The organism is Flavobacterium panici, assembly GCF_024499525.1.
Classification (GTDB): Bacteria; Bacteroidota; Bacteroidia; order Flavobacteriales; family Flavobacteriaceae; genus Flavobacterium; species Flavobacterium panici.
Window position 1 is genome coordinate 1,525,370 of record NZ_CP100437.1, and the last position, 13,012, is coordinate 1,538,381.

12 protein-coding genes are annotated in these 13,012 nt (G+C 32.4%); 5 read left to right on the forward strand and 7 right to left on the reverse strand.

Annotation, left to right across the window (positions count from 1 at the left end):
- Positions 1-94: 94 nt before the first annotated feature.
- From NLJ00_RS06805 to NLJ00_RS06815, 3 genes are all read right to left on the reverse strand, one after another.
- Positions 95-862 (reverse strand): SGNH/GDSL hydrolase family protein, encoded by a 768-nt coding sequence (locus NLJ00_RS06805; RefSeq protein ID WP_256636674.1) that lies wholly within the window; start codon positions 860-862, stop codon positions 95-97.
- A 64-nt stretch (positions 863-926) separates the two neighbouring features.
- Positions 927-1,709, reverse strand: coding sequence for a DUF3050 domain-containing protein (locus NLJ00_RS06810; RefSeq protein WP_256636675.1), 783 nt, complete (start codon positions 1,707-1,709; stop codon positions 927-929).
- A gap of 86 nt (positions 1,710-1,795) precedes the next feature.
- Positions 1,796-2,977 (reverse strand): acyl-CoA dehydrogenase family protein, encoded by a 1,182-nt coding sequence (locus tag NLJ00_RS06815; RefSeq protein ID WP_053471504.1) that lies wholly within the window; start codon positions 2,975-2,977, stop codon positions 1,796-1,798.
- A 170-nt stretch (positions 2,978-3,147) separates the two neighbouring features.
- On the opposite strand from NLJ00_RS06815, the gene NLJ00_RS06820 reads away from it, so the two are divergent.
- Entirely contained in the window at positions 3,148-4,908 is a 1,761-nt protein-coding gene (locus NLJ00_RS06820) for an AraC family transcriptional regulator (protein WP_256636676.1), read from the forward strand.
- 44 nt (positions 4,909-4,952) lie between these two features.
- Here the strand turns inward: NLJ00_RS06820 and NLJ00_RS06825 are convergent, their stop codons facing one another.
- Complete coding sequence (locus NLJ00_RS06825; RefSeq protein WP_180857191.1) at positions 4,953-5,090, reverse strand: rSAM-modified peptide; 138 nt, start codon at positions 5,088-5,090, stop codon at positions 4,953-4,955.
- A 259-nt stretch (positions 5,091-5,349) separates the two neighbouring features.
- On the opposite strand from NLJ00_RS06825, the gene NLJ00_RS06830 reads away from it, so the two are divergent.
- The 4 genes from NLJ00_RS06830 to NLJ00_RS06845 all read left to right on the forward strand — a co-directional run bounded on the left by NLJ00_RS06830 (position 5,350) and on the right by NLJ00_RS06845 (position 11,080).
- On the forward strand, positions 5,350-6,912 hold the full coding sequence (locus NLJ00_RS06830) for a vitamin K epoxide reductase family protein (RefSeq protein ID WP_053471502.1): 1,563 nt from the start codon (positions 5,350-5,352) through the stop codon (positions 6,910-6,912).
- A 43-nt stretch (positions 6,913-6,955) separates the two neighbouring features.
- Complete coding sequence (locus NLJ00_RS06835) at positions 6,956-7,117, forward strand: hypothetical protein (protein WP_165590685.1); 162 nt, start codon at positions 6,956-6,958, stop codon at positions 7,115-7,117.
- 472 nt (positions 7,118-7,589) lie between these two features.
- Complete coding sequence (locus tag NLJ00_RS06840) at positions 7,590-9,782, forward strand: peptidase domain-containing ABC transporter (protein ID WP_256636677.1); 2,193 nt, start codon at positions 7,590-7,592, stop codon at positions 9,780-9,782.
- A gap of 2 nt (positions 9,783-9,784) precedes the next feature.
- Positions 9,785-11,080 (forward strand): HlyD family secretion protein, encoded by a 1,296-nt coding sequence (locus tag NLJ00_RS06845; RefSeq protein ID WP_256636678.1) that lies wholly within the window; start codon positions 9,785-9,787, stop codon positions 11,078-11,080.
- Here the strand turns inward: NLJ00_RS06845 and NLJ00_RS06850 are convergent.
- The 3 genes from NLJ00_RS06850 to NLJ00_RS06860 all read right to left on the reverse strand — a co-directional run bounded on the left by NLJ00_RS06850 (position 11,077) and on the right by NLJ00_RS06860 (position 12,971).
- Positions 11,077-11,784 (reverse strand): tRNA1(Val) (adenine(37)-N6)-methyltransferase, encoded by a 708-nt coding sequence (locus NLJ00_RS06850; RefSeq protein WP_256636679.1) that lies wholly within the window; start codon positions 11,782-11,784, stop codon positions 11,077-11,079. The genes NLJ00_RS06845 and NLJ00_RS06850 overlap by 4 nt on opposite strands.
- Positions 11,785-11,858: 74 nt before the next feature.
- Positions 11,859-12,383, reverse strand: a complete 525-nt coding sequence (gene rimM, locus NLJ00_RS06855) for a ribosome maturation factor RimM (protein ID WP_180857194.1) — start codon at positions 12,381-12,383, stop codon at positions 11,859-11,861.
- Positions 12,384-12,398: 15 nt separating this feature from the next.
- Positions 12,399-12,971: a 30S ribosomal protein S16 gene (locus NLJ00_RS06860; protein ID WP_256636680.1), complete on the reverse strand. Its 573-nt coding sequence runs from the start codon at positions 12,969-12,971 to the stop codon at positions 12,399-12,401.
- Positions 12,972-13,012: the final 41 nt, after the last annotated feature.

Genomic DNA, 13,012 nt, shown 5'->3' on the forward strand with positions numbered 1-13,012 from the left:
GGCTCGTTTCTTTAACGAGACCACAAAAGATAAAGTGTATAGCGGGACAATTGGTTTTTTGAAAATTAAATTTCTGCTTCTTTAAAAGAAAAAATTAATCCTGTAAAGCCATTTTTACCTTTGGCAAAATACGCTCCACAAACATTGCATAAGCAGATTCTGAAGGATGTAAACCATCACTCGCAACAAGGCTAGTATTGATTAATCCGTTTCTGGTAATATCTGTAATAGAAACAAATGTTATGTTATTGATCATACAGTAATTTTCGGCAAAGGTGTTGTATTTATTAATTTCTTCGGTGATTTTCATTCTGCCGTCGGTTCCAAACATCATTCCGAAAGAAGTGTAAGCATAATCAGGAATAGAAAGTACGATCACATTTTTTTTGTCGCCTTTGGCCAATGCAATTGCTTTTGTGACTAATTCCGGAAATTCTTTTTCGTATATAGAAAAATCTCTTCCTTGATATTGATTGTTTACACCAATTAAAAGCGTTACCAAATCATAATTTGAGTCTGGATTTTGCTCTTTTATCGCAGTAAGTAAATTATTAGTGGTCCAGCCTGTTGTAGCGATTACTTTTAATGAAAAACTGGTTTCAGGATAAATTGCCTTTAAACTGGTTTTGAGCTGTTCGGGATATCTGCAGGTTTCGCAAACGCTTTGACCAATGGTATAACTGTCTCCTAAAGCCAGATAATTTACGGATTTAGAGATAGGCGTTGTGGGAATTTGTGTTGTTGGAGGAGGAGTTACAGGTTTTGGCGAAACGGGAGTTTCTGAAGAAGATTCTTCTGGACTGCAGCTTAATAAAAATGTTGAAAGAATAACGGTAACTATTTGTTTGAATTGCGGTTTCATAATTTGTTTAAATTAATTTGGCTGGTTTAAACAAATAGTTACGTTAAATATGTTGTTATGGTTTTTAGACCATTTCTGTTTTCATTAGAATTTGTTCTTCAATGGCATTCCAAAGTCCGATGCGTTTTTCCAGAGCAAGAATAGAAACTTCTTCAACTTCTTTCCATTTTTGCGCATCGTCTTCACATAAATCCGTAATCATTTGCATTGCCATTGGTCCGTGCTCATCGGCATCCAACTCAATATGTCTTTCAAAATAATAAAGCAATTTGCTTAAATCTGTATCTGGAAGATTTTTTTGAAAGTTGCCTAGGATTTCGGTAAACATATTCGGAATCAAGTCTTCTCTTCCAAAAGTAAATGCTGCAGCAATTTGATGCGGTTTTCCTTCTTCGATAACTCTAAAAGTAAAATCAAGAAAAGCTTTTATTTCAGGATGAAGCGAACTTTGTTTAATAGCAACAAAAATGTTGTGAAGCGAATTTACCGAAGCTAAAAATTTATTGATTTCTGTAGTGTCTGCACCACAGTCTTCCATTGCTTCAAGATACATTTCATAATGACTTTGTCTTCTTCCGTCGATGCTTAAATCTGTTTCTTCGGCAAGAACAATTTCGTTTATTAAATATCTTGTTTCAGGGTTTTTAGTAGCAAACCAAGGTGTTGTAGTACAAGTAAGTTTGGCTTGTAAAGCTTTTAATAAAGACATAAAATCCCAAACTGCAAAAACGTGATTTTCTACAAAGCTGTGTAAGTCATCAATCGTTTGGATTTTATTGTATAATGAATGTTTTAAAAGCTGTTCTTTTTGAGGTTGAATGCTATTGTTTATAGTTTCAATATTCATTTATGTAAATTTTGGGGCAAATATAAAAAGCTTCTCGGTTAGAAGAAGCTTTTTTATATTGTTTTTATATATATTTTAATAGATGTTTATGATTTAAATGCTGGAATTCCAGTTACATCCATTCCGGTAATCAATAAATGAATATCGTGAGTTCCTTCGTAAGTTATAACACTTTCCAGGTTCATCATATGGCGCATAATTGAATATTCACCGGTAATTCCCATTCCGCCTAACATTTGTCTGGCTTCACGCGCAATTTGAATCGCCATATTTACATTATTACGTTTTGCCATCGAAATTTGAGCTGTTGTAGCTTTTCCTTCGTTTCTCAAAACGCCTAAACGCCAGGTTAATAATTGTGCTTTTGTGATTTCGGTAATCATTTCGGCCAATTTTTTTTGCTGTAATTGAGTTCCTCCAATTGGTTTTCCAAACTGAATTCTTTCTTTAGCATATCTTAAAGCCGTATCATAACAATCCATTGCCGCTCCAATTGCTCCCCAGGCAATTCCGTATCGTGCTGAATCTAAACAGCCAAGCGGAGCTCCTAAACCAGATTTATTTGGTAAAAGGTTTTCTTTTGGAACTTTTACATTATCAAAAATTAATTCTCCGGTTGAAGAGGCGCGAAGCGACCATTTATTATGAGTTTCTGGAGTTGTAAAACCTTCCATGCCGCGTTCTACAATTAAACCGTGAATTCTTCCTTCTTCATTTTTTGCCCAAACAACAGCAATATCTGCAAAGGGAGCATTTGAAATCCACATTTTGGCACCATTTAAAAGATAATGATCTCCCATATCTTTAAAATTGGTAATCATACTTCCCGGATCAGAACCGTGATCTGGTTCTGTTAATCCAAAACATCCTATATATTCACCAGTAGCCAGTTTTGGTAAATACTTCATACGTTGTTCTTCGTTTCCGTATTTCCAAATTGGGTACATTACTAAAGAAGATTGTACTGATGAAGTCGATCTTACACCAGAGTCTCCTCTTTCAATTTCCTGCATAATTAAGCCGTAAGAAATTTGATCTAAACCGGCTCCTCCATATTCAACAGGAATATAAGGCCCGAATCCGCCAATTTCTCCAAGTCCTTTTATAATTTGCTTAGGAAATTCTGCTTTTTGAGCATATTCTTCAATAATAGGAGAAACTTCTCTTTTAACCCACGCACGTGCAGATTCTCGAACTAATTTATGTTCGTCTGTTAACAAATCGTCAAGGTTGTAATAATCTGGAGCTTGAAATAAGTCTGGTTTCATTTTTGAGTAATTTTACAAAACAAATTTACGCAATAAAAATATAACAAAACAAAGTTAAATTGTTATATTTTTATACATTAGTTAAAAAATAATCACAAATAAGGTGGATTAATTTTAGTTTATTGATAATTTATAACCTAATTTTGAGATTCCAAAAAAACATAAATTGAATGAGGCTGATCATCTCTTTTGTACTTTTTTTTGTTATTAATACTGCATTTGCACAACACATAAATGCACTGACTGAAGAGGAGTATCTTATATTGCAGGATAAAATTCGACTAAACTTTAATGCAAATGTCGATAGCGCCCTTGTATACGCTAATCAATTAGCACGATCTAATAATAATAAACATTTAGCTTTTGCAAATGCAGCGATATCAAGCCTGCTGCAAATGAAAGGAGATGTAAAACAATCTCAGGAAAAATATAAAAAAGCATTTTTTTACTTAGAAAAAATGCCTGAATCCCGAGATAAAACACAACTAAAGTCCTATATATACAATTATGGAGGCTTATCTGAATGGAAAAGAGGGAATTTTAGCAAAGCTCTTGAAATTTATCAGCAGGGAATTAAGCTTTCTATGCAGATTAATGATGTCAAACAGATATTTAAATTCAAAGCTAATATTGCATTAATTAATGAAGGAGTTGGGAATTATCAACTGGCCATCAGGAATTTAAAGCAGCTTAATGATTTTATTGACCAAAATGAAAGTGTTTTTACCAAAGAGCAACTGTTGAATTATAAAAGTAATGTCAATACTGGTTTAGGAAGCTCTTATGAAAGCTACTACATGAAAAATGTAAGTAAAAAACACTTGCTGGATTCTGCAGAATATTTTTATAAAAAATCTATAAATTACTCCCAAAATTTTGCTGAAAATAAAATAAAGGCAAAATTGAGCCTAGGTAATATCTATAATTGGAAAGGAGATTACAAAAACGCAGAAAAAACTTATTATGATGTTGTGTTTTTGTCGAATCAAAACAATCAAAAAGACATTTTATGCGTTGCAAATTATAATCTGGGAGATGTTTATTTTACTACAAAAAAGTATGATAAAGCACTTGTTTTCTTTAAAAAATGCGATTCACTTTCAGAAATAACAAAAGTCAATGAAATAGATTATCTCAAATCTAATTTTTATCAGGCCAAAATTTATAACATTCAGAAAAAACCGGAACTTGCTTATAAGCATTCGAGAATTTATCTGGATAATTATGAAAAATTTGAAGCAAAGTTAAATACAGAAGCCCTTGAAGTTAACTATAAGCAAGGTGTAGATGATTTAACAGATGAAATGGTTAGTATAGAGAAAAAATATAAAAATGAAGTTTTTCTAAGCAGAGGTTTAAAAGTTTTTTATGTCTTATTATTTGTGGCAATTGTCTTTTTATTAATTAAAAATATAAGGGATAAAAACAAAGCACATAAAAAAATGAATGCTTTAATAGAAGAATTTAAAGCAAATATTGAGAAGAAAAACAATTCTGAAATTGTGCCTGAAGAAATTCTTGAAGAAGAAATGTTTGAGATGGAAGAAATTCATCTCAAAAAAGAGAATGTTACGCTAAGTATTGATGAGGCAAAAGAGAATAAAATAGTAGAAAAACTATTAGCTCTTGAAAATAAACTAGAATACTTAAATGCCGATTTTACGTTGTCGTATGTTGCAAAAAAGATAAAAACAAATACAACCTATTTATCTTATGTTGTAAATAAGAGATTTGGTAAATCATTTGGGGAATATTCAAATGAATTAAAAATCAATTATGTGATTAATGAGATGATCACAAACCATATGTATCGAAAATATTCAACACAGGCTATTGCCGAAAGTGTGGGCTTTAAAAATGCAGTATCTTTTGCTAAGTCATTTCGCAAAAGAACTGGAGTATCTCCAGCTCAATTTGCGAATAACATTTAGAATTTATTTATTAGTGATTTACACTTAATAATAAGGTACGAATTTTATGTAGTACCACTTCCTCCACCTTTCCCAGGATCAACTGGTCCCGGTATTGGATCTCCTCCTACTACCATTTTTTGTTGATTTTTTGATAACTTTTCTGTCTCAAAATCTTCGAAATTTAATTTAATATTTGCCATCTTTTTACATGTTACGGTTACTGATTTATCAAAACTAAAGAAAATGCAAACCTCTTGATCGAGAATTGGGTTTTAAACTCTTTTTTGAAACCAATAAAAGATTAATTAATTGTAAATCAGTTATTTATGATTAGATTATAACTACTATAATTTATAAATTGTATGTAGTATAATATATAAAATGTGTGCTTTGAGCAATTTTTTTCGAATAAAAACAGTAATATTTGTACTGTAATTCGATTTAAAACAGGTTTCAAAGATGCTAAAACTTATCCAAAAATTTCTACAAATAAACAGATATTCGGATGTAAAAAACGAGTTTAAAGACTTGTTTCTTTCACACCCTAATTATCCAAGTTTATTTGCGATAACAGATTCGTTTGATTTGTTGTCTATAGAGAATGCTGCAATAAGAGTTCCAAAGGAACAAATAGTTGATTTACCAACAAACTTTTTAGCTTATTTTAAAGAGGAATTAATCTTAGTTGAAAAGGCAAAAGATTTTGTTAGAATCAATACAATTAAAAAAGGTGTTCAAAAAATTTCATACGAGAAATTTCTTTTAGACTGGAATGGAGTAATTGTTGCAATTGAACCGAATAATGTAGTAGCAAGAGAAAATTTAAAAGTTGAATTAAACTGGTTAAAATATCTTATACCTTTTATACTAGTAGCAGGATTATCATTTTTTTACAGTTCATACAGTATTTTTAGCACTGTGTTTTTGCTGACATCAGCCTTAGGATTAATTGTGAGTATTTTAATTGTTCAGGAAAAACTTGGTTTTAAGAACAATCTTATTACAAACTTTTGCAATTTAAGTACAAATTCTTCTTGTAACTCTGTTTTGAGTTTTAGCGAGAATTATGAAAATAGATGGATTAGTTTTTCAGACTTACCGCTTTTGTTTTTTGGAGCAAGTTTTATTTCAATATTAGTACAACCTGCTAACTCGTCAATTTTTGTTGGATTTTTAAGTCTATTAGCGATTCCAATAATTGTATCGTCAATTTGGATTCAAAAATTTGAACTTCAAAGATGGTGCGTAATGTGTTTAATGGTTTCCTTTTTAATATTTACACAAAGTATAATTTGGTTTTCATCAGACTTGTTTACGTTAAGTTTTAGTTTCAGTACCATTTTTCCGTTTTTGTTTTCTTTAATTCTTTTAATACCAATTGCATTTGTTGTAAAATCAATTGCTAAAGATGTTCTAAATAATGAAAACTCTTTAAAGGAGCTTAAAAAGTTCAAAAGAAACTATTCACTGCTGAATTTTTTATCTAAAAAAGTTTCGCATCAAAATGGATTTGAAGATTTAAGGGGATTAAATTTTGGAAACAGAAGTGCTGTTGTAAAACTGGCCATAATTATAAGTCCGAGTTGTGTTCATTGTCATAAAACGTTTCAGGAAGCTTTTGACTTAGTTTTAAAATTTCCGGATAAAATATATTTAAGTGTTTTATTCAACATTAATCCTGAAAATGCAGACAATCCATATAAAGCAGTTGTTGAAAGACTTTTAACAATAAACAGATCAACTCCGGGAAAAACTGTTGAAGCCATTTCAGACTGGCATATTAAAAAAATGAGTTTGAAAAAATGGTTAAAAAAATGGAATGTTGATAATGTCAGCATGATGATAAATCAGGAAATAAACAAACAATATGAGTGGTGTTCTAAAAACAACTTTAATTACACTCCGATAAAAATTGTTAACGAAAGATTGTTTCCTAATGAATACGAATTAAGCGAATTGAAATACTTTTTAAACGATTTTGTCGAGGAAAAAGAAACAACAGTACTAGAAAGAATTGCCTAGTTTGACATTTGATAAATTCTCTAACAATTAAAAAATTACAGTTATGCTAAAAAATATATTAAACCTGGAAGGCACACAAGAAATAAGTGCTAGTGAGCAAAAAACTATCATTGATATCTTTAGTAAAGAAATATCATCTAAATGTGATGCAAATTCGATAATAGTTTATGATGATTGTACAGAGTTTTTTTCAGAATTGAATTAAAACAGTACGGTTATTGTTAGAGTAGAATTCAGCAAAGAATTTAATTGACTTTGCTGCCAATTTTTTAAATTATTTAAAGTAATATACAATAAAGCCTTTTTAAAATTTAGTCATGTTTTTTTTAATTTGTAGGCGCTCGATCGTGGAACATTGAGCAATTTATCCCAACATTGATGATTGGTGTCGGGATTCTCAGGATAATTGGTCACTTGGATCGGTTTTATTTGGTTAGGGCTGATCAAGTGCCATCTCCTAGAGAAATTGGTATTACTAAAATATAATTGAATATTAAGAGAGAAGAAATTCTCTCTTTTTTTTTGTCATCAACATAAGACTGCGAAAAATAAATCTTTCTTATTTTGTATCAGGCTTAATTGTAAAAAACCTTAATTATCCTATTTAATTAAACCTTCATTTATATTTTTAAGAAATTTTGTATAATATTGCTGTAAAATAAACCCAAATATCAGAATTGAAAAAATTCATCAATTATAAACAGGCAGATTTTAAAGATTGCGGACCTACATGTTTAAAGATTATAGCCAAACATTATGGTAAAACAATCAACATTCAGGAGTTGCGCGACAGCAGCGAGACAACTCGTGAAGGAAGTAATTTGCTTTTTTTAAGCGATGCTGCCGAGAAAATTGGTTTTAGGACTCTGGGTGTAAAGTTAAATGCAGAAAGACTCGAAGAAGCACCTCTGCCATGTATCCTGCATTGGAACAAAAATCATTACGTTGTACTTTATAAAATAAAAAAAGGAACCTACTATATCTCAGATCCCGGTTTTGGACTAATTGAATATAATAAAAAAGATTTTCTTAAATTCTGGATTGGAAACAATGCCGATGATTCTACCAAAGAAGGTATTGCTTTACTTATAGAAGCCACACCAAAATTCTTTCAGTCAGAATTTGATAAAGAAGACAATAAAGGTTTAGGTTTTGGAATGTTGTCTCAATACGTACTTCGGTATAAATCCTTTTTAATTCAGCTGAGTATTGGACTTTTGGCGAGTAGTTTACTGCAGCTTATTTTTCCGTTTTTGACCCAGAGTATTGTCGATGTGGGAATTCAAAATCAGAACATCCATTTTATTTATTTAATTCTTTTTGCGCAGCTGTTTCTCTTTGCCGGAAGAACTGGTCTCGAGCTTATCAGAGGCTGGATATTACTGCATCTTTCAACCAGAATAAATATCTCTCTAATTTCAGATTTCTTTATTAAACTAATGAATCTGCCTATTTCGTTTTTTGATGTGAGGATGACAGGAGATATCATGCAGCGTATCAACGATCATCGCAGAATCGAAAAAATACTGACCACATCATCTTTAAATGTGCTGTTCTCTGTAATCAATATGTTTGTTTTGGGTGGTGTTTTGGCCTACTTTAATTTAAAGATATTCTTAGTATTTTTTGCGGGCAGTATTCTTTATTTTGGATGGATTACACTGTTTTTAAAACGACGAGAAGTTTTAGATTATAAACGTTTTGCTGAAGTTTCTCAGGAACAAAGCAAAGTAATGGAACTCATTAACGGTATGCAGGAAATAAAACTCCATAATGCCGAAAAACAAAAACGCTGGGGCTGGGAATATGTACAGGCAAGATTATTTCGAGTTTCGATAAAAGGATTGGTTTTAGAGCAGACACAATCTATAGGATCTTCCGTAATTAACGAGTTAAAAAATATCTTTATCATTTTTTTATCTGCAAAATTGGTAATCGACGGCTCGATAACGTTAGGAATGATGCTGGCTATAAGTTCAATAGTAGGAAGTTTAAATGGCCCAATTACACAGCTTATTGAATTTGTGCGAGAATTGCAGGATGCTAAAATATCTCTGGCAAGATTATCTGAAATTCATGAAAAGGAAGATGAAACCCAGCAGGAAATTCATCAAACAAATGATGTTCCGTATGATTCTAATATTGAAATTAAAAACCTTTCATATCGTTATTTAGGATCGGATATTCCGGTTTTAGATGATTTAAGTCTTGTGATTCCGGCTAATAAAGTAACTGCAATAGTGGGTGTGAGCGGAAGCGGAAAAACTACTTTAATGAAACTGCTTCTTAAGTTTTATGAGCCTGAAAAAGGCGAAATCAATATTGGCAGCTCACAGTTGAAAAACATTTCGCAGAAAGCCTGGCGATCCAATATTGGAGCTGTAATGCAGGAAGGTTATATTTTTAGTGATACAATAGCTAATAATATCGCTTTTGGAGTAGATAAAGTGGATAAAGAACGATTGGTTTATGCTGCAGATGTTGCCAATATTAAAGAATATATTAGCGAACTTCCTCTTGGTTACAATACTAAAATTGGAGCAGAAGGAACAGGAATGAGTACCGGACAAAAACAAAGACTTTTAATTGCGAGAGCGGTTTACAAAAATCCGGAAATATTATTTTTTGACGAAGCCACATCAGCTTTAGACGCTAATAATGAAAAAGAGATTATGCGGAAACTGGACATTTTCTTTAAAAACAAAACTGTAATTGTAATTGCGCATAGGTTAAGTACTGTTATGAATGCAGATCAGATTGTGGTTTTACAAAAAGGGAAAATTATCGAAATAGGCTCGCATTCCTCATTGGTGGAACAGAAAGGAAATTATTTTGAATTGGTTAAAAATCAATTGCAGTTAGGAAATTAATCATGGAAGAAGATAATAGTACATTCGAATTAAGAAGTGAGGAAGTTCAGGACATTCTCACCAAAGTGCCGCACTGGATGATCCGCTGGGGAACGGTTTTGATTTTCGTAATCATACTGATGCTCTTTTTTGTTTCCTGGTTTATAAAATACCCGGATGTTGTCAATACCGAAATTGTGATTACAACTAATATTCCGCCAGAGAAAATTGTTGCTAAATCATCTGGACGTATTGAAGCTATTTTAGTTAAAAATAAATCGATTGTATCTAAAAACAGTACACTCGCAATTATAGAAAATACGGCAAATTACAACGATGTTTTTCTTTTGAAAAGTATCGTTGATAATTATAATATTAATGACCCAAAAGCAGAATTTCCGTTTTCAAAATTAAAAAATACACAGCTGGGAGAAATAGAAAGTGCCTATGCTGTTTTTCAAAAAGATTATCAGGCACAGGAATTAAATCATGACCTGCAGCCTTTTGCAATTGAAAACAGAGCGCAGATCTCTGAAAAAATCCAAATAAAAGAAAGATTAGAAATTTTGCAGCAGCAAAAAACACTTAACGAAAGTGAACTCCAGCTTCAAAAGAATGAAGTGGCCCGTTTTGAAATATTATTCAATAAAGGCATCATTTCGGCTCAGGAAATGGAAGTTAAAAAACTAAGTTTTCTTCAAGCACAAAAGAGTTATAGAGGCTTATTATCCTCGATTTCTCAATTGAGGTCTTCTCTTATAGATAATACAAAATCAAGTCAGAGTTCGCAGGCAAACAGTACTAAAGAAGAGGTTAATCTGGGGAGAAACATGGCGCAGTCGTTTTATCAGCTAAAAAAAGTGATAAAAGACTGGGAACTGGCTTATGCCTTAAAATCTTCCATTAGCGGGAAGGTTACTTTTTTACAGGTTTGGACAGAAAACCAAACCATAAATTTGGGTGATAATGTCTTTTCTATTATTCCCGATGCTAAAAATGGTTTTATAGGAAAAGTAAAAGCTCCGGCTTTAAACTCAGGAAAAATAAAAACAGGGCAGAGAGTCAATATTCGTCTGGCTAATTTTCCAGACAGGGAATTTGGGGTTTTAAAAGGAAGAATTCAGAATATTTCTTTAGTACCGGACAAAGATGGAAATCTACTGATAGATGTTGCTCTGCCAGATGGATTAAAAACTTCTTATAACAAACAAATTCTGTTTCAGCAGGAAATGAAGGGAAGTGCCGAAATCGTAACCGAAGATTTACGCTTAATAGAAAGAATCTTGTATCAGTTTAAAAGTATTTTTGAACAAGTTTAGAATTTCAAATAAAAATCCTTCGTCAACTCAATATATTCTGGTGTATAAACATGTCTGTCAATTTCGATTGTTAATTCGTCGATTTCGATTTTAGCAGTTTCATTTCGGCTAAAAGCCAATAAAGTACGCTTAATAGGAGAAGTTGGAGTTCCTTTTACACGTGTAATTTTTATGGGATATAATTCAGCTTCTTTTGCTAAAGCGATAAATTTCTCTTCTTCTTTGTAAGGAAGAATTATAGCTAAAATTCCGTTTTCAGATAAAAGCAAATCAGCAGCTTCGACGATTTCTTCAAAAGGCATTGCATCCTGAAAACGCGCTAAATCTCGCTGTTCGTTTTCTGTTTTATAATCTTCCGCATAAAAAGGCGGATTTGAAACGATCAAATCATATTCATCTTCCGGTTCTTCAATGAATTCATCTAATCCCGCATGAAAACAAAATAAACGATCTCCCCAAGGTGAACTTTCAAAATTTTCTACAGCTTGTTCATAAGCATCTTCATCAATTTCAAGCGCATCAATTTGTTCAGCATCAGTTCGCTGTGCAAGCATTAAAGCAATAATGCCAGTTCCTGCGCCAATATCTAAAACACTAAAAGGATTATGGTGAACGGGAGTCCAAGCACCAAGTAAAACGCCGTCAGTGCCTACTTTCATTGCAGTTTTGTCTTGTTTTACAGAAAATTGCTTGAATGAAAACATTGCAGTATATAATTGAAATTAAGATTTATTCAGATAGAAAACTGAATACTAAAAACTGTAAACTGAATACTTTTTTAAAGGTACATCTCAACCAATCCTTCAGGAAGGTTCATGATAACCTTTTTATTTTCTCGGTCAATCTTAACCAGGAAATGGTCGATCATTGGAACTAAGATTTCTACTTCACCATTTAAAACTTCGAAAAGCGGCTGTGCAGAAGAATCATTAATTGAAGTAATTTTCCCGAAAACACCTAAACGCTGGTCTTCGATTTCGAAGCCAATAACTTCGTGGAAATAAAATTTGTTGCCGGAAAGTTTTGGCAGCATTGATAAAGGAAGATAAATAGCATTGCCAACAAGTGCATCAGCTTCTTCCTCATTATTTACATCTTCAAAACGAACCCTAAGAAAGTCGTTTTTATGTAAAGAACTTGTTTCAATAAAAAAAGGAACCAAGTGTTTGTTGTGTTCAACAAACACTGATTCCAGATTTTCGTATAACTCAGGTTCGTCTGTGTCTAAATAGATCAGAACTTCACCTTTGAAACTAAATTTTTTAGCGATTTTACCTAAATAAAAACATTCTTCTTTACGCATTATCGCCAAGTAAAATTATGCTTCAGTTGTTTCGTTATTCTCTTCAGCAGCCGGAGCTTCTTCAGTAGCAGTTTCAGCTTCTACTTCAGTAACTTCTTCTTCAACTGCAGGAGTTGCAGCAGCGATAGCATCAGCTTCAGCCTGAGCTGCAGCAGCTAAACGTTTAGCGTTAACTTCTTTTTCTGCTTTTAAAGCTTTTGCTTTAGCATCAGCTTGCGCTTTTGATAAACCGTCTTTTTTAGCATCAACTTTTCCAGATTTTGCCTCTAACCAGGCAGCTAATTTAGCATCAGCTTGTTCTTGAGTTAAAGCTCCTTTACGGATACCTCCATCTAGGTGGTGTTTCAATAAAGCACCTTTGTAAGAAAGGATTGCTCTTGCAGTATCAGTTGGTTGTGCACCATTGTGTAACCATTTAACTGCGCTGTCAAGGTTTAACTCAACAGTTGCTGGGTTTGTGTTTGGATTGTAAGTACCGATTTTCTCTAAGTATTTACCATCTCTTTTTGAGCGTGCATCTGCAGCTACAACCCAGTAAAAAGGTTTTCCTTTTTTACCGTGTCTTTGTAATCTAATTTTTACTGACATAATCTTATGATTAAATTTTGAGGTACTCGACCTCTGTTAAT

Bases quoted from the DNA above. Each gene is read 5' to 3' on its own strand.
- NLJ00_RS06805 (WP_256636674.1), bottom strand. From the start codon at position 862: ATGAAACCGCAATTCAAACAAATAGTTACCGTTATTCTTTCAACATTT.
- NLJ00_RS06810 (WP_256636675.1), bottom strand. From the start codon at position 1,709: ATGAATATTGAAACTATAAACAATAGCATTCAACCTCAAAAAGAACAG.
- NLJ00_RS06815 (WP_053471504.1), bottom strand. From the start codon at position 2,977: ATGAAACCAGACTTATTTCAAGCTCCAGATTATTACAACCTTGACGAT.
- NLJ00_RS06820 (WP_256636676.1), top strand. From the start codon at position 3,148: ATGAGGCTGATCATCTCTTTTGTACTTTTTTTTGTTATTAATACTGCA.
- NLJ00_RS06825 (WP_180857191.1), bottom strand. From the start codon at position 5,090: ATGGCAAATATTAAATTAAATTTCGAAGATTTTGAGACAGAAAAGTTA.
- NLJ00_RS06830 (WP_053471502.1), top strand. From the start codon at position 5,350: ATGCTAAAACTTATCCAAAAATTTCTACAAATAAACAGATATTCGGAT.
- NLJ00_RS06835 (WP_165590685.1), top strand. From the start codon at position 6,956: ATGCTAAAAAATATATTAAACCTGGAAGGCACACAAGAAATAAGTGCT.
- NLJ00_RS06845 (WP_256636678.1), top strand. From the start codon at position 9,785: ATGGAAGAAGATAATAGTACATTCGAATTAAGAAGTGAGGAAGTTCAG.
- NLJ00_RS06850 (WP_256636679.1), bottom strand. From the start codon at position 11,784: ATGTTTTCATTCAAGCAATTTTCTGTAAAACAAGACAAAACTGCAATG.
- rimM (WP_180857194.1), bottom strand. From the start codon at position 12,383: ATGCGTAAAGAAGAATGTTTTTATTTAGGTAAAATCGCTAAAAAATTT.
- NLJ00_RS06860 (WP_256636680.1), bottom strand. From the start codon at position 12,971: ATGTCAGTAAAAATTAGATTACAAAGACACGGTAAAAAAGGAAAACCT.